The organism is Bradyrhizobium cedriense, from assembly GCF_054602315.1.
In genome coordinates, this window is the sequence record NZ_JBTSWB010000004.1 from 380,764 (window position 1) to 406,567 (window position 25,804).

Below are 25,804 nucleotides of genomic sequence, written 5' to 3' on the forward strand. Positions count from 1 at the left end.
TAGCGTCTCAGGCCAAGACCAACGCGAGCAGCGCGACCGCCGCCGGCAGGGCCTGCACCATCAGGATGCGCGTGCTGACGGTCGCGGCGCCATAAGCGCCGGCAACGATCACGCAAAGCAGGAAGAACGCCTTGATCTCTAGCGCGAAAGCCGGGTTGCCGTGCACGAGGCCCCAGACCAGGCCGGCTGCGAGGAAACCGTTATAGAGGCCCTGATTGGCGGCCAGCACTTTCGTGATCTCGGCCTTCTCCGGCGAATTTCGAAATACTTTCAGGCCCAGCGGCCTGTCCCAGAGAAACATCTCCAGGATCAGGAAGAAGACGTGCAGTGCCGCGATCAGCGCCACCAGGACATTGGCGATCAGGATCAATGTGAACTCCCCCAAAAGCGTCAGCTTTCGGGTGGACGCTAGCATGGCAGGCATGGCAAGTGCGACGGAAGTGTTTCGATGCAGTGGTGTCGCAAATGGCCGGTCGATCAACCAAACCGTCTGCAAGCTTCGGTCTCGACCGCTTGGCGACGCCGATCGGAATCGCGCTGCTTGTCACCGATGCAGAAGGTGTCTTGCGCGCCCTCGATTGGGAGGACTACGAGCACCGCATGCTCGGGCTGTTGCGCCTGCACTACGGTGCGGTGGCTCTAAGTAATGGGCCAGCGCCCGCGGATATGCGGATGGCGCTGTCAGGATATTTCGAAGGCGAGCTGGGCCGGCTCTCGAGCGTCGCTTGGCGCACTGCCGGTACGCCGTTCCAGCAAAAGGCCTGGACCGCGCTGGCGCAGATCCCCGCCGGCACCACGCTGAGCTACGGTGCGCTCGCCGCAAAGATCGGCATGGCAAAAGCCATTCGCGCGGTTGGACATGCCAACGGCTCCAACCCGATCAGCGTGGTGCTGCCCTGTCACCGCCTGATCGGCGCGGATGGCTCACTGGTGAAATATGGCGGCGGCATCGAGCGCAAGCGGTGGCTGCTGCGGCATGAGGGTGTGGAGGTTTAGGCGTAGCGAGCCGCTCTCTCTCTCCAAACGTCATTCCGGGGCGCCGCGTAGCGGCGAACCCGGAATCCATCAGGCCACACCGACGGTGTCGAGGAATGGATTCCGGGTTGGCGCGCCGCGCGCCCCCGGAATGACGAAGAAAGAAGCCGCCGCCCGTTACGCCGCCGGCTGCACCGCCTTGTCGCCGGCCATCACATGGGTCAGCGCGCTCTTGATCGCAGCCTGCCGCGTCGGCGCGTTGATCTGCGCGCCCAGGAGGTCGGTGACGTAGAACACGTCGCGCGCGCGCTCGCCGAAGGTCGCGACATGGGCCGAGGCGATGTTGAGGTTGAGCTTCGAGATCGCGGTGGTCAGCTCGTAGAGCAGGCCGGGCCGGTCGAGGCCGGAGACCTCGATCACGGTATAGCGATCGGACCATTGGTTGTTGATGGTCACTTCCGGCTCGATCACGAACGGCCTTGCCTTGCTGCGTACGGTGCGCCGCGCCATTGCTTCGGGCAGGCGAAGCTTGCCCTCCAGCACGTCTTCGATCATCTCGCCGATGCGCGTGGCGCGACGGCCTTCATCCTCGTCGCGGTCGTATTCCCGCGAGATCGAGATCGTGTCGAGCGCGCGGCCGTCGGTCGTGGTGTAGATCTGGGCATCGACGATGTTGGCGCCGGCCGAGGCACAGGCGCCCGCGATGATCGACAGCAGCCAGGGATGGTCGGCGGCGAAGATCGTCAGCTCGGTGACGCCGCGCGCCTCGTCGAAACCGACATTGATCGCGAGCTTGTGGCCGGCCTGCTCGCTGGAGCGGACGAAGCGGGCGTGGCGGATCTTGCGCGGCAGCTCGACCTTGAGCCAGTAGGCCGGATAGTGCCGGGCGATATAGGCGTCGAGCTCGTCCTTCGGCCATTCGGAGAAAGCCATGCGGAATTCGGCGTGCGCGGCCGCAAGGCGTTTTCCCCGGTCGACCTCCGAGAAGCCGCCTGTGAGCACCGGTTCGGTCTCATAATACAGCGAGCGCAAGAGCTGCGCCTTCCAGCCGTTCCACACGCCCGGGCCGACGCCGCGGATGTCGGCCGTGGTCAGGATGGTCAAGAGCTTCATCTGCTCGACCGACTGCACCACGGCGGCGAAATTCTCGATGGTCTTGCGGTCGGAGAGGTCGCGCGACTGCGCGACCGTGGACATGGTCAGATGCTCCTCGATCAGCCACGCCACCAGTTCGGTGTCGGCAGGGCTGAAGCCGAGCCGCGGGCAGAGCCGCCGAGCCACCTTTGCGCCGGCGATCGAGTGATCCTCCGGCCTGCCCTTGGCGACGTCGTGCAGGAGCGTGGCGATGTAGATCACCGCGCGGTGCTCAGGCCGGGTCTTGCGCATGAGGTCGCTGGCGAGCGTGAATTCCTCGATGCCGCCGCGCTCGATGTCCTGGAGGAAGCCGATGCAGCGGATCAAATGCTCGTCGACGGTGTAGTGATGATACATGTTGAACTGCATCATCGAGACGATCTTGCCGAAAGCGCGGATGAAGTGGCCGAGCACGCCGGTCTCGTTCATCCGCCGCAGCACGATCTCCGCGTTGTCGGAGGTCAGGATCTCCATGAACAGCCGGTTGGCCTCGGGATTCTCGCGGAGCTGCGCGTTGATCAGGCCCAGCGATCGCGTTACGTCGCGCATCGCATCCGGGTGGAAGGCGAGGTTGTTCTTCTGCGCGAGGCGGAAGATGCGGATCAAATTGACCGGGTCGTGCTTGAAGATGTCGGGCGCGGCGACGTTGATGCGGTTGTTGTCGACGATGAAGTCGTCGCTGTCGGGGACGCGCCGCTTCGCCGCGGTCGGCCGCAACCGCGCCATCATCCGGCTCAGCACCGGGGCGGGCTTGGCCTGCTGGTCCTCGAGCTTGGCGCAGAGGATGGCGGTGAGGTTGCCGACCTCCTTGGCGACCAGGAAGTAGTGCTTCATGAAGCGTTCGACATCCTGCATGCCGGGATGCGAGGTATAGCCGAGCCGGATCGCGATCTCGCGCTGCAGATCGAAGGAGAGGCGCTCTTCGGCGCGGTTGCAATGGAAATGCAGATTGCAGCGCACCGACCAGAGGAAATCGGCGCAGCGGCGGAAAGTGCGATATTCCTGTGCGTCGAACACGCCGCGCGCGACGAGCTCGTGGGTATCGCGCACGCGGTAGACGTATTTGGCGATCCAGAACAGCGTGTGCAGGTCGCGCAAGGCCCCCTTGCCGTCCTTGACGTTGGGCTCGACCAGATAGCGCGACTGGCCGCCGCGGCGATGCCGCTCCTCGCGCTCGGCGAGCTTTGCGGTCACGAATTCGGACGCAGTGCCCTGCACGACTTCCTTGTCGAAGCGCTCGACCAGTTCCTCATAGAGCGGCTTGTCGCCCGTGAGGAAGCGCGTCTCCAGGATGGCAGTGCGGATCGTCATGTCGCCGCGCGCCTGCCGGATCGATTCGTCGACCGAGCGCGTGGCGTGACCGACCTTCAACCCCATGTCCCAGAGGCAATAGAGGATCGCTTCGGCGACCTGCTCGCCCCAGGCGGTCTGCTTGTAGGGCAGGATGAAGAGCAGATCGATGTCCGATTCCGGCGCCATCAGGCCGCGGCCGTAGCCGCCGGTGGCAACCACCGCCATGCGCTCGGCGCCGCCCGGGATCGGCGAGCGGTAGAGATGGCGCGTCGCGGCCGAATACAGGATGCGAATGATCTCGTCCTGCACGTGGCACAGACGCTCGGCGCAGCGGCGGCCGTGGCGGTCCTTCAAGAGGATCGCCTGTGCGGCGGCGCGCGCCGCGATCAGCTCCGCCTTGAGCAGTTGCGCCATCGCCGTGCGGAACGCGTCCTCGCGTCCCTGATGCTTTTCGGCAAGCGCATCGACCGCGGCGGTGATCCGCGCGGTGTCGAAACGTTCGTCCACCCCGGCCTTCTGCTCAGTCGCGATGCTGTCCATGTCTCTCCGGATATAAGAGGTGACAGGCGCTGTCACCCGCCATTCTCTGGCAACAAACGTTCCATGCTGGAAAGGCGCGGCTTCGGGCAAATCTGTTCTCGGCCGGCGCGGTTTCAAGGGATGGATTTTCTCGTTGACCTCTAGATACAACTCATTGAAAAACAATGAAATTTTTCGGGAGGCGGAGCATGGCCGGGATTGCACGACGTATTCTTCTGGCGGGGGCGGTGGCGTTCGCATTCTTCCCCGCGGCCAAGGCGGCCGGGCCGCTCAAGGAAATCCGCATCGACTGGGCGACCTACAATCCGGTGTCGATGGTCCTGAAGCAGAAGGGTCTCCTGGAGAAGGAGTTCGCCAAGGACGGTATCACGGTCACCTGGGTGCAGTCAGCCGGCTCCAACAAGGCGCTCGAATTCCTCAACGCCGGCTCGATCGATTTCGGCTCGACCGCGGGCTCGGCGGCGCTGGTCGCCCGCATCAACGGCAACCCGATTAAGTCGATCTACGTCTATTCGCGCCCCGAGTGGACCGCGCTGGTGACTTCAAAGGATTCCAAGATCGCTGCCGTTGCCGACCTCAAGGGCAAGCGCGTCGCGGTGACGCGCGGCACCGATCCGCACATCTTCCTGGTTCGCGCGCTGCTCGGGGCGGGCCTGACGGAAAAAGACATCACGCCGGTGCTGCTCCAGCATGCCGACGGCAAGGCCGCGTTGATCCGCGGCGACGTCGACGCCTGGGCCGGGCTCGATCCGATGATGGCACAGGCCGAGGTCGAGGAAGGTGCAAAGCTGCTCCATCGCAAGGCCGACGCCAACACCTGGGGCATCCTCAATGTGCGCGAGCAGTTCCTGAAGGGCTATCCCGACATCACTCGCCGCGTCCTCGCGGTTTACGAGGAGGCGCGCAAATATTCGCTGGCGAATTACGACGAACTGAAGAAGACCTTCATCGCAGCCACAAGACTTCCCGAGGCCGTCGTCGACAAGCAGCTCAAGGAGCGCACCGAGCTCACCCACGGCCGGATTGGCGCGCCCCAGCGCGAATCGATTCTGGCCGCCGGCCTCGCGCTGCAACAGGCCGGAGTCGTCGACGGCAAGGTCGACGTCAAGGCGACGCTCGATGCCCTGATCGACGATCAGGTCCCGCTGCCCACGAATTAGTGTCTCTTGCCCTCCCCTGGAGGGAGGGTCGACGCTACCCTGCATTCCCTCGTCAGACGCGCTTGCTATGGCCATGATCTCCGACGCGCCCGTTCTGCAACAGACCTCGGAGCCAGCCGAGGGCGCCGCTGCGCCCTCGCGCCTGTCCCGCTATGCGCGACCAATGCTGGGCGTGCTGCTGCCGCTGACCCTCGCGCTGGGTTGGGAGCTCGTGGTGTGGCTCGGCTGGTCCAACGGCCGGTTGGTCCCGCCGCCCTCGCGCGTCTTTGCGGAGATCGCCGAGCTCGCCCGTTCCGGCGAGCTGGTCCGCCACGTCACAGCGACGCTGTGGCGCGTCGGCCTCGGTTTTGCGTTCGGCATCGTCGCTGGCACGCTGCTAGGCGCCATCTCCGGCTATTGGTCGCTGGCGCGGCGGCTGCTCGATCCGACGGTGCAGGCGTTGCGCGCGATCCCCTCGCTGGCCTGGGTGCCGCTGTTCATCCTCTGGCTCGGCATCTTCGAGACATCGAAGATCGCGCTGATCGCGGTCGGCGTGTTCTTCCCGGTCTATCTTGGCGTCATGGGTGCGATTCTCTCCGTCGATCGCAAGATCGTCGAGGTCGGGCGCACCTTTCGCCTCTCCGGGTTCGCCATGATCCGCCGCATCCTGCTGCCCGCGGTGCTGCCGGCCTATGTCGTGTCCCTCCGCGTCGGCCTTGGCCTGGGCTGGATGTTCGTGGTCGCAGCCGAATTGATCGGCGCCTCCGAAGGGCTCGGCTACCTCCTGCTCGACGGCCAGCAGCTCGGCAAGCCCGCGCAGATCCTGGCCGCCATCGTGATCTTCGCCATCCTCGGCAAGCTCACGGATTGGCTGATCGAGGTTGCCGCCGTGCCGTTCCTGCGCTGGCAGGACGCATTCGGGCGGGCAAGGGGAGCTTGAAACGATGCTCGCGCTCGATCGGGTCAGCAAGACCTATCCCAACGGCGTCAAGGCGCTGGCGCGCTTCTCGGCCGAGATCAGGCAAGGCGAGATCATCGCCATCATCGGCGGCTCCGGCTGCGGCAAGTCCACATTGTTGCGCGCCATCGCCGGCCTCGATCGCGCCAGCTCGGGCAGCGTAACGCTCGACGACGAGACGATCGGTTCGCCGCACGCCAAGATCGGCATCATCTTCCAGGAGCCGCGGCTTTTGCCTTGGCTCAGCGTCGCCGACAATATCGGCTTCGGCCTTGCCGATCTGCCTGCGACCGAGCGGCGCGAGAAGGTGGCGCGCGCGCTCGAGCGCGTCGGGCTCACCGAGAAGGCGCAGGCCTGGCCGCGCGAGCTCTCCGGCGGGCAGGCGCAGCGGGTTGCGATTGCGCGGGCGCTGGTGCCGCAGCCGGAAGTGCTGCTGCTCGACGAGCCATTCTCCGCGCTTGATGCCTTCACGCGCAGGGATCTCCAGGATCATCTGCTCGACCTGTGGGCCGACACGCGGCCGACGCTCATCCTCGTCACGCATGACGTCGACGAAGCCGTGGTGCTGGCCGATCGCGTGCTGGTGATGCGGCCGCGGCCGGGCCGGCTGTTCGACCAGATCGAGGTCAATCTGGCGCGACCGCGCGACCGCAACTCGCCTCTGTTCGAGAATTTCAAGCGCAGCGTGCTGACATCACTCGATCGTTCGCTCGACCGCAGCGTGCCCGACCGCGACGCAACCCAGGGTCCCGGCCAGGCCATGTGGTGGTGACAATCTCGCCCTGAGCCGGTACATCGGCAGGCATCATGTCCCGGGAGAAAACAAGATGGACGCTGTCCAACTGCGCCAGATGCAAGCCCCGATCAAGGAGCGCTACAAGAACGATCCCAAGGCCGCGCTGATCACACTGAAGGCCAAGGGTTCCACAGACGGCGATGGGATCGCCTGCAAGGTCGAGACCGGCCGTGCCATCGCGATGGCCGGCCTGCATCCCGGCACCGGCGGCTCCGGCCTCGAGCTCTGTTCCGGCGACATGCTGCTGGAAGCCCTGGTCGCCTGTGCCGGCGTCACGCTGAAATCGGTCGCGACTGCGATCGAGGTGCCCTTGAAGACCGGCAACGTCTACGCCGAGGGCGATCTGGATTTCCGCGGCACGCTCGGCATCGACAAGGAGACTCCGGTCGGCTTCGCCGAGATTCGCCTGCGCTTCGAGGTCGACACCGACGCGCCGCAGGACAAGCTCGATCTCCTGCTCAAGCTCACCGAGCGCTATTGCGTGGTCTATCAAACCATCAAGAACGGCCCAAAGGTCTCGGTGTCGATGCAGCGGATGTGACGTTCGGACACTTCGCTGGAGGGGCAGGCTGTCGCATTTGAGAGCTTTCCCTGCGGCCATCCTTCGAGACGCCCGCCTCTGGCGGGCCCTCAGGATGAGGACCGCGTGCGTGACAACAGATTCCACAAGCAAAGATGCCGCTCAGCCTCATCCTGAGGAGACCGCGAAGCGGTCGTCTCGAAGGACGAGGCGCTCACTCAGGCCCGGCCAAGAACGCATATGCGATAGCCCTGCCCGCTTGCGGGGCAGGGTAAGAAGCCAAGATGTCCTTCGATCTTCACTTCATCCTCTTCCTGTTCTTGCGCATGGCGATCGCGGCGGCGTTCGTGGTGTCTGCGTCGATTATCGCCGAACGCGCAGGGCCTGTGATCGGCGCGCTGGTTGCGACCCTGCCGGTGTCGGCCGGTCCCTCCTACGTCTTCCTGGCATTGGACCACGACGCCGCCTTCATAGCGCAGGGTGCGCTGGCAAGCCTGCCGGTGAATGCTGCGACAATCGTCCTCGCGCTTATCTATGTGGTGCTGGCGCAGCGACATGGCCTTCTCGTGAGTTGTGGAAGCGCAATCGCGGTCTGGCTCGTGCTTGCATCGATCATCCGCCAGTTCGACTGGTCGCTGGCCGCGGGGCTCGCTGCCAATTTGATCGCGTTCGGCATCTGCATTCCGCTGCTCGCAGGCTATCGCCATGCCAAAATGCCGCTAGTGACGCGCCGCTGGTACGACGTGCCGATGCGCGCTGCGCTGGTCGCGACCCTCGTCGCTGTCGTGGTCTCGACGTCGAGTTGGGTCGGCCCTCGCATCAGCGGCATCATCGCACTCTATCCCGTGGTGTTCTCCAGCATCATGGTGATCCTGCATCCGCGCATCGGCGGACCGCCGACTGCCGCTGTGCTCGCCAACTCCGCGTGGGGCCTGCTCGGATTTGGCATGGCCATCGCCGTTCTGCACGTTGCAGTCGTGTGGTTCGGCTCCACGGTCGGTTTGTGCCTCGCGCTGGGGACTTGCGTGGCGTGGAACCTGACGCTGTGGGGAATTGGCCGGCGCGCGGCGCGCAAGGCGCAGCCGCTTCCGTGAGACTACGGATATGCGCGACACGACGTCGCGAAGGCCGATGTAGCAAGCTCGATTCACGCCAAGGGCACGGCGTCAGCAAGTCGTTGAATGAGAAGCATCATTCTCAAGTCTGACGTGCTTTCTCCGGTCTCAGCTCTGGCGCCGTCGCTTTGAACGGCTCATCCAGCCCGCGGGCTTCCGGCAACAATCTTAGAACTTTGTTCGAGCTTTTCCTTACAGAATGAGGCCCTGCGCAGGCACTTCCGCGCGGTGGAATTCAGGCGACCTGATTCCAAGCCATCGATCTGCGCCGCATGTTCAGTTCGTTGATACCGACGGGCACATCCCTTCGGCTCTATTTCGAGATGGAGATTTCCTGATGTTTGGACGCAAGTCCCGCGGTGATGCCGACGCAATGCTTGCGGCCATTGGTCGTTCGCAAGCCATGATCGAGTTCACAATGGATGGCACGATCCTGACGGCCAACCAGAACTTCCTGACTGCGCTCGGCTACTCCCTCGACGAGATCAAGGGGAAGAAGCATTCCATGTTCGTTCCGGCCGCTCAGCGCGACGGCGCCGAGTACCAGGCGTTCTGGGCACAACTCAACCGTGGCGAGCCCCAGGCGTCCGAATTCAAGCGGATCGCCAAGGGCGGCCGCGAGGTCTGGATCGAGGCGTCGTACAACCCGGTGCTCGACGAAGCCGGCAAGCCGGTCAAGGTCGTGAAGATCGCGACCGACATCACTGCGAAGAAGATTCGCGGCATGACCGAGGCCTCCAAGATCGCCGCCATCGGCCGCGCCCAGGCCGTCATCGAATTCAAGCTCGACGGCACCGTCGTCACGGCCAACGAGAATTTCTGCCGGGTACTCGGCTATTCCCTGGCCGAGATCGAGGGCAAGCATCACAGCCTGTTCGTCGCCCAGGCCGACCGCGACGGCGCAGCCTATCGCGAGTTCTGGGCCGCGCTCAACCGCGGCCAATACCAGGCCGGTGAATACAAGCGCATCGGCAAGGGCGGCCGCGAGGTATGGATTCTCGCGTCCTACAACCCGTTGCTCGACGAGAACGGCAAGCCGTTCGGCGTCGTCAAGTTCGCCACCGATGTCACCGCGGAGAAGCTGAAGAACGCCGATCTCGCCGGCCAGATCGCTGCGATCGACAAGGCCCAAGCCGTGATCGAGTTCAACATGGATGGCTCGATCATCACCGCCAACGCGAACTTCCTCGGTGCGCTCGGCTATACGCTGGCCGAGATCAAGGGCAAGCATCACAGCATGTTCGTCGATCCCAGTGAACGCGACAGTGCGACCTATCGCGAGTTCTGGGCGGCGCTCAATCGCGGCCAGTATCAGGCGGCGGAATACAAGCGCATCGGCAAGGGCGGCAAGGAGGTCTACATCCAGGCGTCCTACAACCCGATCCTCGATCTCAACGGCAAACCGTTCAAGGTCGTGAAATACGCCACCGACACCACCAAGCAGGTGCTGGTCCGCATGGGCAACGAGCGCGTGCGCGGGATGATGGAATCCGTTGCCGCCGGCTCGGAGGAGCTCAACGCCTCGGTGCGGGAGATCTCCGAGGCCATGACCAAATCGCGTGAAACCGCGATCAGCGCGGTGGAGCAGGTCTCGGCTGCCGATTCGCAGGCGCAGCGCCTCACCGAGGCCGCACAGGCGATGAGCGGCATCGTCGAGCTGATCAACAACATCACGGGGCAGATCAACCTGCTCGCGCTCAACGCCACGATCGAATCCGCGCGCGCCGGTGAAGCCGGCCGTGGCTTCGCGGTGGTCGCTTCCGAGGTCAAGAGCCTCGCCAACCAGGCCAAGCAGGCGACCGACAAGATCGGCCAGGAGATCGGCAGCCTCAACGGCATCTCCGGCGACGTCGTCAACGCACTCGGTTCGATCAAGCAGGCGATCAACAGCGTCAGCGAGTACGTGACGTCGACCGCCGCTGCCGTCGAGGAGCAGAGCACGGTCACGAACGAAATGTCGAACAGCATGCAGCGCGCAGCGGCTGAGGCCGCGGCGATCGCGGCGCGGGCGTAAAGCGCCACTCTCTCGGCGCAGAAAGTATCGTGGCCCGTATGAGCGGAGCGATATGCGGGAACAGGCGTCCCGGATATCGCTCCGCTCATCCGGGCTACGGCACGCTCACTGCTTCGGCAGCTTCGCCTTCAACGCATACAGCGCATCGAGTGCCTCGCGCGGCGACATCTCGTCGGGATGCAGCGCCTTCACGGCCTCCATCAGCAGCTCGGCTTCGCTCGGCGGCGCCGCTTCCGCCGCGGCGCGTGAGGGTACGGCGAACAGCGGCAGATCGTCGGCCAGCGCGCGCGCGGTCTGGCCGCGGTCCTGCGCCTCCAGCTTGGAGAGCACCGATTTCGCCCGCGTGATCACCGCAGGCGGCAGGCCGGCGAGCTTGGCGACCTGGATGCCGTAGGAACGGTCGGCCGAGCCCGGCAGCACCTCGTGCAGGAACACGACGTTACCCTGCCATTCCTTCACCCGCACCGTCGCATTGAACATCCGCGGCAGCTTGGCCGAGAGCGCGGTCAGCTCGTGATAATGCGTGGCGAACAGCGTGCGGCAGCGATTGCTCTCGTGCAGATGCTCGATCGCGGCCCAGGCGATCGAGAGGCCGTCGAAGGTGGCGGTGCCGCGGCCAATCTCGTCGAGAATGACCAGCGAGCGCTCGCCGGCCTGGTTCAGGATGGCCGCGGTCTCGACCATCTCCACCATGAATGTCGAGCGGCCGCGGGCGAGGTCGTCGGCGGCGCCGACGCGCGAGAACAGGCGGTCGACGATGCCGATCCGCGCGCGCGTGGCCGGCACGAAGCTGCCGATCTGCGCCAAGAGCGCGATCAGCGCATTCTGGCGCAGGAAGGTCGATTTACCGGCCATGTTCGGGCCGGTCAGCAGCCAGAGCTGACCGGACTTCTGCGCTGGCGCAGGCGACAGGTCGCAGTCATTGGCGATGAACGGCTCGCCGTTGCGCTTGAGCGCCTGCTCGACCACGGGATGGCGGCCGGCCTCGATCGCAAAGCTGAGCGAGCCATCGACCTCGGGCCGCACATAGTTCTCATCGACCGCGAGCTTGGCCAGCGACGTCGCGACGTCGAGCAGCGCGAAGCCGTGCGCGGCAGCGCGCAAGTCTTCGCCGATCTCGAGCGCTTTCGCACAGAGCCGCTCGAAGATCTCGAGCTCGAGCCCGAGCGCGCGCTCGCCGGCATTGGCGATCTTGGCCTCGATCTCGCCGAGCTCGGACGTGGTGAAGCGCACCTGGCCGGCCAGCGTCTGGCGATGGATGAAGGTGGCGTTCAGCGGCGGCGACATCAGCTTGTCGCCGTGCTGGGCCGTGACCTCGACGAAATAGCCGAGCACGTTGTTGTGGCGGATCTTCAGACCCTTCACACCGGTATTGTCGGCGTAGCGCGCCTGCATCGAGGCGACCACCAGACGTGAGGCGTCGCGCAAATTGCGCGCTTCGTCCAATGCCGGCTCATAGCCCTGTCGAACGAAGCCGCCGTCGCGCTTGATCAGGGGCAATTGCTCGTCGAGCGCGCTGGCAAATTCGGATGCGAGCGCGCGCGACGGGCGCTGCAGCGCCGCCATCACCGCGGCGATCTCCTGCGGCGGCTGGTCCAATTCGCCAAGCCGCGCCAGCGCCTGGTCGGCGGCAATGATGCCGTCGCGGATGCCGGCGAGGTCGCGCGGTCCGCCGCGGCCGACCGAGAGGCGGGCGAGCGCGCGCGACATGTCGGGTGCGCCGCGCAGGATGCTGCGGATGTCCTCGCGCGCCGCGGAATCGGCAACGAAGGTGCTGACGGCGTCGAGCCGCCGCGCGATCGCCGGCGCATCGGTGAGCGGCGCTGCCAGCCGCTGCGCCAGCAGGCGCGAGCCGGCCGATGTCACCGTGCAGTCGATGGCGTCGAGCAGCGAGCCGCGGCGCTCGCCGGCCAGCGTCCGCGTCAGCTCAAGATTGGCGCGGGTGGCCGGATCGATCGCCATGGTCGCGCCGGAAGCCTCGCGCGCCGGGCGCGACAGTGGCGGATGCTTGCCGACCTGGGTGCGATCGACGTAGGTGACGGCGGCGGCCGCGGCGGTGGCCTCCAGGCGCGTGAGCTGGGAAAGCCCGTCCATGGTCGCGACGGCGAAGTAGTCGCACAGCCGCTTCTCGGAGGTGGCGCCGTCGAAGACGTCGCGCGTCAGCGGCGTCACGGCCGGCAGCTCGCGCAGGGTCTGTCCGAGCTCGCTGTCGTTGTACAGTGCGTCGGTGACGATTGCCTCGTTCGGATTGATGCGCGCCAGCGTCGCGGCCAGCTCGCCGCTGGCGCATTCGGTCACCGTGAACTCGGCGGTCGAGATGTCGATCCAGGCTAGGCCAAAGCGGTCGCCACCGGCGGAGGACCGCGCCCGCGCGATCGCCAGCAGGTAGTTGTTGGCGCGCGCATCAAGCAGCGTGTCCTCGGTCAGCGTGCCCGGCGTGACCAGCCGCACCACGCCGCGGCGGACCACGCTCTTGTTGCCGCGCGCCTTGGCCGCAGCGGGATCCTCGGTCTGCTCGCACACCGCGACCCGGTGGCCGGCGCTGATGAGACGATGCAGATAATCCTCGGAGCGCTCGACCGGCACGCCGCACATCGGGATGTCGGCGCCCTGATGCTTGCCGCGCTTGGTCAAGACGATACCGAGCGTCCTGGAGGCGATCTCGGCGTCCTCGAAGAACAGCTCGTAAAAGTCGCCCATCCGGTAGAACAGCAGCAGGCCCTGATGCGCCGCCTTGATCTCGAGGTACTGTTCCATCATCGGCGTGACGCGCGCGGCGGCTTCGGCCTGCGGCGCGGGCGCCTCGTCGGGGGGCAGGACAGGTATCGGCTGTTGCATCGTCATGGGCGGCGCAACCTACAAAATTTCGCCTGAGCATCCTATCGGTTTGGCTTAGTAGGGCGGGTTTTCCACGTTGTCCGCATCGCGGCGTGCGCTGGAAGCGCGCGCACCCCTCGGAACACACGCGCATCAGTCAATTGACCTGCCGCGGGCACACTCCTAAAACTCCGCGGTTATTGAAGAATTCTGGCCGGACCGCGGCATTCAGGGAGAACAACGATGCGTGACGTCTTTATCTGCGATGCCGTGCGGACCCCGATCGGCCGCTTCGGCGGCTCGCTCGCCAAGGTGCGCGCCGACGACCTCGCCGCAACCCCGATCAAGGCGCTGATGGCCAAGCATCCCAGTCTCGACTGGGCGCAGGTGGACGAAGTCTTCTTCGGCTGCGCCAACCAGGCCGGCGAGGACAACCGCAACGTGGCGCGCATGGCGCTGCTGCTGGCGGGCCTGCCGGATTCGGTTCCGGGCCAGACCCTGAACCGGCTCTGCGCCTCGGGACTGGATGCAGTCGGCGCCGCGGGTCGCGCCATCCGTTCCGGCGAGATCGAGCTTGCCATCGCAGGCGGCGTCGAGTCGATGACGCGCGCACCGTTCGTGATGGGCAAGGCGCAGGAAGCCTTCTCGCGCTCGGCCGAAATCTTCGACACCACCATCGGCTGGCGCTTCATCAATCCGCTGCTGAAGGCGCAATACGGCGTCGATGCCATGCCGGAGACCGGCGAGAACGTCGCCGAGGAATTCCAGGTTTCCCGCGCCGACCAGGATGCCTTTGCCATCCGCTCGCAGCAGCGCGCGGGTGCTGCGATCGCGGCAGGCTATTTCGCCGAGGAGATCACGCCGATCACCGTCCCCGGCGGCAAGGCCGGGCCCATCACCATCGACAAGGACGAGCATCCGCGCCCCGAGACCACACTGGAGGGCCTCGCCAAGCTGAAGCCGATCGTGCGCAATCCCGGTACGGTGACGGCCGGCAACGCCTCCGGCGTCAATGACGGCGCCGCCGCCATGATCCTGGCCTCGGAAGCTGCGGTGAAGAAGCATGGCCTGACGCCCCGCGCGCGCATCCTCGGGCTCGCCTCGGCCGGCGTCCCGCCGCGGATCATGGGCATTGGTCCCGTGCCGGCTACCCGCAAGCTGATGGAACGTCTCGGCAAGAAGATCAGCGATTTCGACCTGATCGAGCTGAACGAAGCCTTCGCCTCGCAGGGCATCGCCTGCCTGCGCCAGCTCGGGGTCAAGGACGATGCGGATTTCGTCAACCCGCATGGCGGCGCGATCGCACTCGGCCATCCGCTCGGCATGAGCGGCGCCCGCCTCGCGCTCACCGCCGTGCACGGCATGGAAAAGCGCGGCGGCAAGCTCGCGCTCGCCACCATGTGCGTGGGCGTCGGTCAGGGCGTCGCGGTCGCGATCGAGAAGCTGAACTGACGAGACGCGCAGCGTCTGCCCCGGTCCTATCTAACCGTCATGCCCGGGCTTGTCCCGGGCATCCACGTTCTCGGCGCCGCCCGGAAGATCGTGGATGGCCGGGACAAGCCCGGCCATGACGGAAGCAGGGAACCAACGCGCTCCGAAACCCGCTTCCCCAAATTAGTTATATCCTATAATGATCGGCGGAAGCGTTGACCGGCCGGATCACAATGGCCGGGGAGGAGTTCGCCAATGACATTCGTCTATCCCACTGACAGCAACAAGGCGCATCCGCTGCCGCTGTCGCCGGAGTACAAGAGCTCGATCAAGCGCGCGCCGAACAAGCCGCTGATCCCCATGCGCCACACGCTGTCGGAACTGACCGGCCCGGTCTATGGCCACGAGACCGTGCGCGAGGGCGACAACGATCTCACCACCCAGCACAGCGGCGAGCCGATCGGCGAGCGCATCATCGTGCACGGCCATGTGCGCGACGAGGACGGCCGCGGCGTGCCGAACTCGCTGGTCGAGATCTGGCAGGCCAATTCCTGCGGCCGCTATGTTCATGTCCGCGACCAGCACCCGGCGCCGCTCGATCCGAATTTCACCGGCGCGGGCCGCAACGTGAGCGATGCCGCCGGCTACTATCGGTTCGTCACCATCAAGCCCGGCGCCTATCCCTGGGGCAATCACCACAACGCCTGGCGCCCCGCGCACATCCATCTCTCGGTGTTCGGCTATTCCTTCGTCACGCGCCTCGTGACGCAAATGTACTTCCCGAACGATCCCTTGTTCCCGTTCGATCCCATCTTCAACTCGGTGCCGGACGAGAAGGCGCGGGCGCGGATGGTCTCGTCGTTCGATCTCGAGAACACAAAACCCGAATGGGCGCTGTGCTACCGCTTCGACATCGTGCTGCGCGGCAAGAACGCCACCCCCATGGAGAACCATTAAGTGCAAGAGTCCAACGGGATCACCCCATCGCAGACGGTCGGTCCGTTTTTCAAGTATGGCCTGACGCCGAACGGCGCGTACGCCTGGAACGACGCGTTCACCAACTCGACACTGACCCCCGACGTCTCGGGCGACCGCATCCGCATCGAGGGCCGCGTGTTCGACGGCGACGGCGTTGCCGTGCCGGACTGCATGCTGGAGATCTGGCAGGCGGATGGGCAAGGCCGCTTCGCCGACCCGCAGGACAAGCGTGCGCTGCCGAATGCGACCTTCCGGGGCTTTGCCCGCTGCGGCACCGACAAGGACGGCAACTACGCCTTCGAGTCCATCAAGCCCGGCGCGGTGCCGGATCCCGACGGCAAGCCGCAGGCGCCTCACATCCTGCTTGCAGTGTTCGGCCGCGGCATGCTGCGGCATCTCTACACCCGGATCTATTTCAGCGACGAGGCTGGCAACGCGGCCGATCCGGTGCTGGCCTTGGTCCCGGCTGATCGCCGCGCCACGCTGACCGCGGTGCGCGAGGCCGGCAAGCCGGTCTATCGGCTCGACCTGCGGCTCCAGGGCGACGACGAGACGGTGTTCTTCGAGGTCTGAGTGAGTGAGCGTGCCGGCTGCGCCAAGTCGTCGGCACCACGTTTCCTTGTCTAACGCAATCGCAGTTGGCGTTGCCGTGCATCCGGCCGGATCGTGGCTTTGCGCGCCCGTGCGTCGGTCCCGCTGACTCAAACCCGATCGAACGACGTCCAATTCCCGTAGTTTTGCGGAGCCCCTCTTTCGGGACTTCCTGCGGGGGCAATCCCGCATTTACCATATTGATCTAGGCTGCTCGCGGTTTCAGCGGGCGCCGTGGGTCATTTCATGAAAATTCGTTTGTCATTGTCCTCCGCGATCGTCGCTTTCGGGATCGTTCTTGCCATCGGCTTTACGGCGGTCGTTTCCACCAGCCTCTATGCGCTGCGCGAGCTCAAGGTCGGCGGCCCGCTCTATTCCGACATCAAGCTCGGCAACGACCTCATCGCCGACATCCTGCCGCCGCCGGAATACGTCATCGAGGCCTATCTCGAGGCGACGCTGGCCATGCGCGAGCCGGACCAGCTGGCGGCCCATGGTGAGCGCCTGGTCCAGCTCCGCAAGGATTACGACGAGCGCAAAGCGTTCTGGGTGTCCTCCAGCCTCTCGCCCGACCTCAAGACCGCGCTGGTCTCGAAGTCGGATGCCGAGGTGCAGAAATTCTGGAAGGCGTCCGACCAGCTCCTGCCGGCCCTCAAGGCCAAGGACGCGGCTGCCTCCGAGCGCGCCTATGCGCAGCTCAAGGATGCCTATACTGCGCATCGCGCCGTCATCGACAGCATCGTCGAGAACGCCAACAAGCAGAATGCCGCCATGGAGAAGCTGGCCGCGGACCGCGACAGCTCCATCCTCTATATCCTCGTCGGCGTCTCTGCGGCCGTTCTGGCCTTCATTGCCGCCGGTCTGCTCGGTGTTGCCCTCGGTGTAGTGCGTCCGATCGTGCGCATGACGGAAACGATGCAGAAGCTCGCGACCGGCGATCTCGCCGCCGACATTCCGTTCGCGCACCGCCAGGACGAGGTCGGCTCGATGGCGGGTGCGCTCCTGGTGTTCAAGCAGGCGGCAGTCGAGAATTCCCGCCTGCGCGAGGAACAGCTGCGGCAGGAGCAGGAGGCGACGCTTGCCAAGCGCTCCGCCCTGCATCAGATGGCCGAGACCGTGGAGCGCGAGACGGGCCGCTCGGTCGATACCGCGACCGCGGCGACTCAAGGCGTCGAGCGGGCCGCCTCCGGTCTGTCGGAGATCGCAAAGTCGCTCTCTGCGCAGTCGCAGGCGGTCGCGGCGGCCTCTACGCAGGCACTCGGCAGCTCGCAGGCCGTCTCGGCTGCGGCAGAGGAATTGAGCACCTCGATCCGAGAGATCGCAAGCCAGGTCGCACGGACCAGCACCGTCACCAAATCGGCGGTCGCCGGCCGAGAGCAGGCGCGCTCGACCATCCAGGCGCTGGCCGGGTCGGTGAAGAAGATCGCCGAGGTCTCCGATCTCATCGGCGGCATCGCCGGCCAGACCAATCTCCTCGCGCTCAACGCGACGATCGAGGCGGCTCGCGCCGGCGAAGCCGGCCGCGGCTTCGCGGTGGTTGCCGCCGAGGTGAAGTCCCTGTCCGACCAGACCGCCAAGTCCACCGAAGAGATCGGGCGGCTGATTGCCGAGATCCAGGCTTCGACGCAGGCGGCGGTCGATGCGGTCGAGGCCATGGGTGGGCACATCGTCGAGATCGACGGTGTTGCGACCTCGGTCGCCGCTGCGATGGAAGAGCAGGATGCCGCGACGCGGGAGATCACGCGGTCGATTTCCGAATCCGCATCCGCGGCGAAGGAGGTCTCGGCCAAGATCGGCGATGTCAGCCGTGACGCCGCCTCCGTGAACGAGCGCGCCGCTGAGGTCAGGCAGGCGATTGCGGGGATGGCGACCAATCTCGAACAGCTAAGATCGGTCGTCGTGCGGACCGTGCACGACTCGACTGCGGCAGCCTGAGCCCGGCGGCTGCTCGGCCGCTGGTGCCCGGGAGTGAGATCGTGCAGTATGGCGCGGGACAGGGGCATCGTGGTTCATGACATCTCCACAACTGCCGGCGGTCGTTGAGCCCGCCCGACTGACGGCCGCGCTGCGCCGGGGCGGTGTGCTGGACGCCGGCGCGGTGCGCGAAGTGAAGGTGCTGCACCAGCGCGACACCCTCGTGTCGCATATCATCCGTCTCGGCCTGCGCTATGTCGGCGAATCCGCCGGCGCTCCGCAGTCGCTGATCCTGAAGACTCCCAATGCCGCGTTCGCACAGACGCTGGCAAATGGCGGCCGGCGCGAGATCGCATACTACACGCAGCTGACGCCGAGCATGCCGCCGGGACTCGTGCCCCGCTGCTTCGACGGACATTTCGACGAGGACAGTCTCGCCTGGCATCTTCTGCTCGAGGACCTCACTGACAGCCACGATATCGCGACGGCCTGGCCGCTGCCGCCGTCGCGCGATCAGGCGATTGCGATCGTTACGACACTCGCGCGCTGGCACGCAGCCTGGTGGGACCATCCCGGACTTGGCGACCCCGTCGGCACCTGGGCGAGCATGGAGGACAGCGCGCAGCGCATGGAAACGTTTGCGGGCCATTATGACCGGTTCGCCGATCTGCTCGGGGATCGCCTCAGCGAGGAGCGGCGGATCCTCTATCGTCGCCTCATCGATCGATCGGAACGGCTCTCCGAGCGCTATCATTCACGGCGTCATATGAGCATCACCCATGGCGATGCCCATACCTGGAATTTCCTGCTGCCGCGCGCGGGCGTTGCCGATACCGTACGCATCTTCGACTTCGATCTTTGGAGTATCAACGTTCCGACCAACGACCTCGCCTATTTGATGGCCATGCATTGGTACCCGGAACGTCGGCAGGCGCTCGAACGCCCGCTGCTCGGTTTCTATCACGACACGTTGATCGAAAGCGGCATCACCGGCTACACGCGCGGCGCGCTCGATCGCGACTACCGCTGGTCGGTGCTCTGGCAGATCACGAGGCCGGTCTGGCAGTGGAGCATCAACATCCCGCCGCTGATCTGGTGGAATAATCTGGAGCGGGTGTTTGCGGCAGCGGATGATCTGGGCTGCGAGGAGCTGTTGGGATGATCTCTCGTGCCCCGGACGCAGCGCATCGCTACGGCTGCACCGCGCCTAAAGCATGATCCGGAAAAGTGCGAAGCGGTTTTCCGGAAAGATCATGCGTAAACAACAACCTAAAGCGCGATGACGATTCATCCAAATCTCATCGCGCTTTAGGGACACGAGATTGCGCGAAGTCGACCCTACTCCATCACCGCATGCTCCGGCCCGGCGGCCTGCTTGCGCAGCGTGGCCTTGGTTGAGCCGATCAGGAAAGCGAGCGGGATGGTGCAGAGGATGAAGACCATCACGAGCTGGTAGTCGTGCGCAAAGGCGATGATCTGCGCCTGCACGCTGACCATTCTGTCGGCCATGGCGCGGCCGACGTCGGTGGACAGGTTGATCATGCCGCTGACGCCGGGCATCTGCAGTGCGTGGTTGAACGGATTGACGTGCTCGGAGAGGATCGCATAGGTCCGCCGCGTGCCCTGGGTCAGCTGGGCGATGACGACGGAAATGCCGACCGAGCTCGCGACGTTGCGCATCAGTGTCAGCATTGCGGTGCCGTCGGTGCGCAGCTCGTTCGACAGCGTCAGGAACGCCACGGTCGAGAGCGGCACGAAGACGAGGCCGAAGCCGAAGCCCTGGATGACGCTGACGATGACGATCTCCGGCACCTGGGTCAGGTCGGTCCAGCCGGTCATCTGGAACAGCGAGCCCGCGGTCAGCGTCAGGCCGGAAATGATCAGCGTGCGCGCCTCGACGTAACGCATCATGCGGCCGACCAGCATCATCGCGAAGAACGTGCCGATGCCGCGGCTCGCCAGCAGCAAGCCGGCGGTGATGATGGGATAGCCGATCACGTTCTGCATGTAGGGCGAGGCCAGCGCCATGGTTGAGAACAGCACGAGCCCCATCACGATCATGAACACGCAGCCGGTGACGAAGTTGCGATCCCGAAACAGCGCGAAGCGGATGAACGGGGTCGACGTCGTGAACGAATGCGCGAGGAAGAAATAGAAAGCGACGGCCGAGACGATGAATTCCGCGAGGATCTCGCCCGATTCAAGCCAGCCCAGTTGCTCGCCCCGGTCGAGCGCGAGCTGAAGCGAGCCGATCGCGATCGCCAACGCGGCGAAGCCGAACCAGTCGAATTTGAGGCTGATGTCCTTCCTGGTCTCGTCCATGAAGACGATCAGCCCGAGCACGGTGATGGCGCCGAACGGCAGATTGACGAAGAACACCCAGTGCCAGGAATAGGTCTCGGTGAGCCAGGCGCCCAAAGACGGCCCCATGATAGGACCCATCATCACGCCCATGCCCCAGATCGACATCGCCTTGGCGCGCTCCTGGAGCGTGTAATAGTCGAGCATGACGGATTGTGACAGCGGCACCAGGGCCGCTCCGAACACGCCTTGCAGCAGGCGGAACAGCACCATCTGATTGATGTCCTGCGCGAGGCCGCACAGCACCGAGGCCATGGTGAAGCCGGCCGAGCAGATGATGAAGATGCGCTTGCGGCCGAAGCGATTGGCGATCCAGCCCACCGGCGCCGTCATGATTGCGGCGGCAACGATGTAGGAGGTCAGCACCCAGTTGATCTGGTCCTGCGAGGCCGACAGCGTGCCCTGCATATAGGGCAGGGCGACATTGGCGATGGTGGTGTCCAGCGCCTGCATGATGGTCGCCGTCATGGCGCAGATCGTCACCATGTTCCGGCGCAGGCCGGGGACCATCAGGCTGGCATCGGGGCCTGACATCGGATCAGTCCTCGCCTTGGTCTTTCTGTTGCCCCGCGGTCGCCGACAGCCCAAAAAGGCCTGCGAGCGAGCGCCGATGGCCGGTGTCGATGGTGGCGTAGACGCTCATGCCGGCTTTCAGCTTCCGCACATGTTTGTCGGTTTCGTCGAAATAGATCCGGATCGGCACGCGCTGCACCACCTTGACGAAATTGCCGGTGGCATTCTGCGGCGGCAGGATGGCGAATTGCGCACCGGTGCCGGGCGAGAGCGAGCCGATCTTGCCCTTGAAGACGTGGTTCGGGAACGCGTCGACCTCGAGCGTCACGGGTTGGCCTTCGGTGACGTAGGTGAGGTCGCTCTCCTTCGGGTTGGCGTCGACCCAGGGATGGGCCACGTCGATGATGGTGAACACTGGCGTGCCGGCGGCGACGTAGCGGCCGAGCTGGATCTGCTCGACCTGCGTCGCCACGCCGCCCATCGAGGCGCGCACGACGGCGTGATCGAGATTGCGCTCGGCATTGTCGAGCTTGGCTTTGGCCTCTGCATAGGCTGGGAATTTTTCCAGCGGCAGGTCGGGATCGCCGAGTAGCTGGGTCTTCGCCGTCGAGAGCTGCTGCCTGACATATTGCGCGACCGAACCGGACGTGACCAACGCATTCGATGCGTTGTCGAGATCGAGCTGCGAGCCGTAATTGTTCTTCACCAGCGCCTGCTTGCGCTCGACGTCGCGCTGCTTCAGGTCGACGCCCTGCTGGGCGAGGCTGAACATGTCGCCGTAGATCTTGATGTTGGCGCGGAGATTGTCATAGGTCGTCTGCGCCTGCATCAGCTGTGCTCTGGCTTCGTCCACCGCGAGACGGAACGGCACGGGGTCGATCTCGAACAGCACGTCGCCCTGCTTGACGAGCTGGCCCTCCTTCACGACCACTTTCTGGATCTTGCCGGAGATGTCGGGCGTCACCAGCACCTTCTGCGCGCCGACATAGGCGTCGTCGGTGCCGACATAGCGGCCGCCATGCAGATACAAGGTGACACCGCCGATGCCGACGATGACCGGGAGCACGACCAGGAGCAGGAAACGGCGATAGCGGCGCAGCCCCGCCACCAGGCGGCGGCGCGGATCGGTGCCGGCCTTCTTGGCCGGCTTGCCATCGTCGCTCTTCTGCTCGGGCTGGAACTTGAGGACCTGATCAGCCATAGCGCTGCTCCTTGCGTGCTTGTTCCGCACCGCTGGTCTGGATCGCGGTCCGCACGTTTTCCTTGATCGTCTCGAGCTGGGTGAGGAGACGATGGGCGTCCGCCGGGTTGATGCCCTCGAGGGCGTTGGCCGTGAGCTCGGACTTCAGCCCGCTCATCTTGCCGAGCAATTGCCGGCCGGCCTTCTTGAGGTGCAGCCGCTTGACGCGGCGATCCGAAGCATCGCTGCGGCGTTCGATCCAGTCATTGTCGCAGAGCTTGTCGATCAGCCGCGTCAGCGTGATCGGCTGCATCTCCAGAAGCTCGGCGAGCTCGGATTGCTTCATGCCCTCGCTGCGCTCGACCTTGGCCAGCACCGCCCATTGCGCGCGGGTGATGCCGAATCGCGAGGCCTCCTTGTCGGCATAGACGCGCAACAAACGGTAGAGCTCACCGAGCGTAAAGAGGAAGTTCTGGTCGACCGACCCGCGGCTCATGAGCTTCGTCTCCAATAAGCTTGTTTATAATAAGCTAGCTTATGATTATTTCACGCGGGCTCGGCGGGACGCTGTCCCGCGGCGAGAGCATGGCTGGCACCCCTGCCGCCGGTGGTGCTTTGGGTTCCCTCGCCGAAATGCTAGAAGGCAGCCGCATGACCCTCGCAAAGCCGGCATTTCCCGCGCCCGACCACGATCACGGCCGCTGCACTGCGGACGCGCTGGCGCATGCCGAGGAGGTTTGCGAGCAGCGCGCGCAGAAATTCACACCGATCCGCCGCCAGGTGCTGAGTGCGCTGCTCTCCAGCCACCGGCCGCTCGGCGCTTATGAGGTGATCGACGAACTCGCCAAGTCGATGGCGCGGCCGGCGCCGATCACGGTCTATCGTGCGCTCGATTTCCTCATGGCCAACGGCCTCGTGCACCGCATCGAGAGCCGCAATGCCTATCTCGCCTGCGCCGCCCACGATCATGACGCGACCTCGGCGGTGGCGTTCCTGATCTGCGAGCGCTGCGGCCTGGTCGGCGAGATCCCGTCGGCGTCCTTCGCCAAGGACCTCAACGCGGCCGCGCGCGCCTCAGGCTTCGCCCCCAAATTGTCCGTGGTGGAGATCACGGGTGTCTGCACCCATTGTCAGAAAACTGCATAGACCAACAACGGCGCAAAGCCGGTATTCGGGAAGAGATGTCCTCAGCTCAAATCGTTCCTTCCGCCGCACGTCCCCTCAGTGCCGGCGCCATCGCCCTGATGCTCATGCTCTGCCTGACCTGGGGATTCAACCAGATCGCGGTGAAGCTGGTGCTGCCGGACATTCCGCCGATGCTCCAGGCCACGATCCGCTCGATGGGCGCGCTGCCGGTGCTGTTCATCATCGGCACCCTGCGTGGCGTCAATTTCTTCGAGCGTGACGGCACCTGGAAGCCCGGCCTGATCGCCGGGCTGATGTTCGGTATCGAATTCGTGCTGATTTTCCAGGGGCTGCGCTTCACGTCTGCTTCGCGTGCGGTGGTGTTTCTCTACACGGCGCCGTTCTTCGTGGCACTTGGCTCTTATCAAGTCCTTGGCGAGCGGCTCGGCGGCTCGCAATGGCTGGGATTGGCCATCAGCTTTGCCGGCGTCGCCCTCGCGATCGGTGTCCCGCAGCCCAATGTCGATTCGCAAGTTCTGCTCGGCGACCTCATGATCGTCGGCGGCGCCGCGCTGTGGGCGGCGACCACCCTGGTCGCCAAGGGCACGCGGCTGCGCTTCGCCGCGCCCGAGAAGGCGTTGGGCTATCAGGTCGCCACCTCGATCCCGATCCTGGGGATGGCGGCCTGGCTGTTTGGCGAGTCCATCACCCACATGCCGGCGCCGCTGTCGCTCGGCCTGATGGCATTCCAGGCGATCTGGGTGGTGGGAACCACGTTCACGCTTTGGTTCGCGCTGGTGAAGACCTATTCGGCCAGCAAATTGTCGGCTTTTACATTCATCACCCCTTTGTTTGGCGTGGTCGGTAGCTATTTCATCATGCACGACACCTTGAGCCTGACATTCGGGGCCGCCGCGGTCCTTGTAATTGCTGGGCTTTTTCTGGTTAACCGTCCGAGCCAAGCGGCTGCGGCGCCGCGTGATGCATTGCTGAACGTCACCAAAACCTGATATTTGGACCTCATGAACAAGCTCGAAAATCCCCTCGATTCCGACGTCGCGGGCCCGGCGCCCCGGCACCGGACCACCCAGGTCAAGGTTGGCAACGTCGCCGTGGGTGGCGGTGCGCCGATCGTCGTGCAGTCGATGACCAACACCGACACCGCCGACATCGACGGTACCATCGCCCAGGTCGCAGCGCTCGCGCGCGCCGGCTCCGAAATGGTCCGCATCACCGTGGACCGCGAGGAAGCCGCAGCCGCCGTTCCGCACATCCGCGACGGCCTCGCCAAGCGCGGCATCAGCACGCCGCTGATCGGCGACTTCCACTATATCGGCCACAAGCTGCTCGCGGCCTATCCGGCCTGCGCCGAGGCACTGGCCAAATACCGCATCAATCCCGGTAATGTCGGCTTCAAGGACAAGCGCGACACCCAGTTCGCCGACATCATCGAGATCGCGAACAAGAACGACAAGCCGGTCCGCATTGGTGCCAATTGGGGCTCGCTCGACCAGGAGCTTCTGACCAAGCTGATGGACGAGAACGCCGCGTCCGCCAATCCGCGCGACGTGCGGGCGGTGACACGCGAGGCCATGGTGCAATCGGCGCTGCTCTCCGCCGCGCGCGCCGAAGAGCTCGGCATGCCCAAGGACCGCATCATTCTCTCAGCCAAGGTCTCGGCCGTGCAGGATCTGATCGCGGTCTACCAGGATCTCGCGTCCCGTTCCGATTACGCCATCCATCTCGGCCTCACCGAGGCCGGCATGGGCTCGAAGGGCATCGTGGCGTCGTCGGCCGCGCTCGGCATCCTGCTGCAGCAGGGCATCGGCGACACCATCCGCATCTCGCTGACGCCGGAGCCCGGCGGCGACCGCACCCGTGAGGTGCAGGTCGGCCAGGAGCTGCTGCAGACCATGGGCTTCCGTACCTTCGTGCCGCTGGTTGCGGCCTGCCCCGGCTGCGGCCGTACCACCTCGACCACGTTCCAGGAGCTGGCCCGCTCGATCCAGGATTTCATCCGCGACGAGATGCCGAACTGGAAGACGAAATATCCCGGCGTGGAAGAGCTCAACGTCGCGGTGATGGGTTGCATCGTCAACGGCCCGGGCGAATCCAAGCATGCCAATATCGGCATCTCGCTGCCGGGCACGGGCGAAGCGCCGGCCGCGCCGGTGTTCGTCGACGGCAAGAAGTTCCGTACGCTGCGCGGGCCGACGATCTCCGCCGACTTCAAGGCGCTGGTGATCGACTACATCGACCAGCGTTACGGCCAGGGCACCAAGGTGCCGGTGACCGCGGCGGAGTGATTCCACTCCGCTAGCACCCCATGCTGTCGTGCCGGCCTCCGCCGGAACGACGGTCGGGTCTGCAGTGCAGATTGCACATCCATCGCCGCACGCTACCATGCTCC

21 protein-coding genes are annotated in these 25,804 nt (G+C 65.2%); 15 read left to right on the forward strand and 6 right to left on the reverse strand.

Going from position 1 to position 25,804, the window contains the following annotated elements; genetic code table 11:
• Window positions 1–7: 7 nt before the first annotated feature.
• Complete coding sequence (locus ACYCVF_RS18470; RefSeq protein WP_459599672.1) at window positions 8–415, reverse strand: DUF1304 domain-containing protein; 408 nt, start codon at window positions 413–415, stop codon at window positions 8–10.
• Window positions 416–465: 50 nt separating this feature from the next.
• Between ACYCVF_RS18470 and ACYCVF_RS18475 the strand changes: the two genes are divergently transcribed.
• Entirely contained in the window at window positions 466–996 is a 531-nt protein-coding gene (locus tag ACYCVF_RS18475) for a methylated-DNA--[protein]-cysteine S-methyltransferase (protein ID WP_459598634.1), read from the forward strand.
• Between the two features lie 156 nt (window positions 997–1,152).
• Here the strand turns inward: ACYCVF_RS18475 and ACYCVF_RS18480 are convergent, their stop codons facing one another.
• Window positions 1,153–3,942, reverse strand: a complete 2,790-nt coding sequence (locus ACYCVF_RS18480) for a [protein-PII] uridylyltransferase (protein WP_459606587.1) — start codon at window positions 3,940–3,942, stop codon at window positions 1,153–1,155.
• 188 nt (window positions 3,943–4,130) lie between these two features.
• Here ACYCVF_RS18480 and ACYCVF_RS18485 point away from each other — a divergent pair, with 188 nt between their 5' ends.
• From ACYCVF_RS18485 to ACYCVF_RS18510, 6 genes are all read left to right on the forward strand, one after another.
• Window positions 4,131–5,102, forward strand: a complete 972-nt coding sequence (locus tag ACYCVF_RS18485) for an aliphatic sulfonate ABC transporter substrate-binding protein (RefSeq protein WP_459598638.1) — start codon at window positions 4,131–4,133, stop codon at window positions 5,100–5,102.
• Window positions 5,103–5,175: 73 nt separating this feature from the next.
• Window positions 5,176–6,021 carry an ABC transporter permease gene (locus ACYCVF_RS18490; RefSeq protein WP_459599674.1) on the forward strand — a complete coding sequence of 282 codons (846 nt, stop codon included), beginning with the start codon at window positions 5,176–5,178 and terminating at the stop codon, window positions 6,019–6,021.
• 4 nt (window positions 6,022–6,025) lie between these two features.
• Window positions 6,026–6,811 (forward strand): ABC transporter ATP-binding protein, encoded by a 786-nt coding sequence (locus ACYCVF_RS18495; RefSeq protein ID WP_459598640.1) that lies wholly within the window; start codon window positions 6,026–6,028, stop codon window positions 6,809–6,811.
• A gap of 55 nt (window positions 6,812–6,866) precedes the next feature.
• Window positions 6,867–7,376: an OsmC family protein gene (locus ACYCVF_RS18500; protein ID WP_459598642.1), complete on the forward strand. Its 510-nt coding sequence runs from the start codon at window positions 6,867–6,869 to the stop codon at window positions 7,374–7,376.
• A 263-nt stretch (window positions 7,377–7,639) separates the two neighbouring features.
• Window positions 7,640–8,449 (forward strand): hypothetical protein, encoded by an 810-nt coding sequence (locus tag ACYCVF_RS18505; RefSeq protein WP_459598644.1) that lies wholly within the window; start codon window positions 7,640–7,642, stop codon window positions 8,447–8,449.
• 358 nt (window positions 8,450–8,807) lie between these two features.
• Window positions 8,808–10,484, forward strand: a complete 1,677-nt coding sequence (locus ACYCVF_RS18510; RefSeq protein ID WP_459598646.1) for a methyl-accepting chemotaxis protein — start codon at window positions 8,808–8,810, stop codon at window positions 10,482–10,484.
• A gap of 105 nt (window positions 10,485–10,589) precedes the next feature.
• Here the strand turns inward: ACYCVF_RS18510 and mutS are convergent, their stop codons facing one another.
• Window positions 10,590–13,328, reverse strand: coding sequence for a DNA mismatch repair protein MutS (gene mutS, locus ACYCVF_RS18515; protein ID WP_459598648.1), 2,739 nt, complete (start codon window positions 13,326–13,328; stop codon window positions 10,590–10,592).
• A 216-nt stretch (window positions 13,329–13,544) separates the two neighbouring features.
• Here mutS and pcaF point away from each other — a divergent pair, with 216 nt between their 5' ends.
• The 5 genes from pcaF to ACYCVF_RS18540 all read left to right on the forward strand — a co-directional run bounded on the left by pcaF (window position 13,545) and on the right by ACYCVF_RS18540 (window position 19,377).
• Entirely contained in the window at window positions 13,545–14,753 is a 1,209-nt protein-coding gene (pcaF, locus tag ACYCVF_RS18520; RefSeq protein ID WP_459598650.1) for a 3-oxoadipyl-CoA thiolase, read from the forward strand.
• Between the two features lie 234 nt (window positions 14,754–14,987).
• Window positions 14,988–15,689: a protocatechuate 3,4-dioxygenase subunit beta gene (gene pcaH / locus ACYCVF_RS18525; protein ID WP_459606588.1), complete on the forward strand. Its 702-nt coding sequence runs from the start codon at window positions 14,988–14,990 to the stop codon at window positions 15,687–15,689.
• The gene (gene pcaG / locus ACYCVF_RS18530) at window positions 15,690–16,283 is read left to right on the forward strand and encodes a protocatechuate 3,4-dioxygenase subunit alpha (protein ID WP_459598654.1); all 594 of its coding nucleotides are present in this window, start codon (window positions 15,690–15,692) and stop codon (window positions 16,281–16,283) included.
• 264 nt (window positions 16,284–16,547) lie between these two features.
• Complete coding sequence (locus tag ACYCVF_RS18535; RefSeq protein WP_459598656.1) at window positions 16,548–18,236, forward strand: methyl-accepting chemotaxis protein; 1,689 nt, start codon at window positions 16,548–16,550, stop codon at window positions 18,234–18,236.
• Window positions 18,237–18,312: 76 nt separating this feature from the next.
• Window positions 18,313–19,377, forward strand: coding sequence for a phosphotransferase (locus ACYCVF_RS18540; RefSeq protein ID WP_459598658.1), 1,065 nt, complete (start codon window positions 18,313–18,315; stop codon window positions 19,375–19,377).
• 176 nt (window positions 19,378–19,553) lie between these two features.
• Here ACYCVF_RS18540 and ACYCVF_RS18545 read toward each other — a convergent pair whose 3' ends face one another.
• The 3 genes from ACYCVF_RS18545 to ACYCVF_RS18555 are packed head-to-tail and all read right to left on the reverse strand — an operon-like array spanning window position 19,554 to window position 22,765.
• Window positions 19,554–21,110, reverse strand: a complete 1,557-nt coding sequence (locus ACYCVF_RS18545) for an MDR family MFS transporter (protein ID WP_459598660.1) — start codon at window positions 21,108–21,110, stop codon at window positions 19,554–19,556.
• Between the two features lie 4 nt (window positions 21,111–21,114).
• Entirely contained in the window at window positions 21,115–22,290 is a 1,176-nt protein-coding gene (locus ACYCVF_RS18550) for an HlyD family secretion protein (protein ID WP_459598662.1), read from the reverse strand.
• Entirely contained in the window at window positions 22,283–22,765 is a 483-nt protein-coding gene (locus tag ACYCVF_RS18555; protein ID WP_459598664.1) for a MarR family winged helix-turn-helix transcriptional regulator, read from the reverse strand. Before ACYCVF_RS18555 ends, ACYCVF_RS18550 begins: the two co-directional genes overlap by 8 nt.
• Window positions 22,766–22,920: 155 nt before the next feature.
• Here ACYCVF_RS18555 and ACYCVF_RS18560 point away from each other — a divergent pair, with 155 nt between their 5' ends.
• Genes ACYCVF_RS18560 through ispG form a run of 3 tightly spaced genes read left to right on the forward strand, consistent with a single transcriptional unit; the run spans window position 22,921 to window position 25,700 of the window.
• Entirely contained in the window at window positions 22,921–23,415 is a 495-nt protein-coding gene (locus ACYCVF_RS18560; protein WP_459598666.1) for a Fur family transcriptional regulator, read from the forward strand.
• Window positions 23,416–23,450: 35 nt separating this feature from the next.
• Window positions 23,451–24,404, forward strand: a complete 954-nt coding sequence (locus ACYCVF_RS18565) for a DMT family transporter (RefSeq protein WP_459599676.1) — start codon at window positions 23,451–23,453, stop codon at window positions 24,402–24,404.
• A 12-nt stretch (window positions 24,405–24,416) separates the two neighbouring features.
• Window positions 24,417–25,700: a flavodoxin-dependent (E)-4-hydroxy-3-methylbut-2-enyl-diphosphate synthase gene (gene ispG, locus ACYCVF_RS18570; protein ID WP_459598668.1), complete on the forward strand. Its 1,284-nt coding sequence runs from the start codon at window positions 24,417–24,419 to the stop codon at window positions 25,698–25,700.
• Window positions 25,701–25,804: the final 104 nt, after the last annotated feature.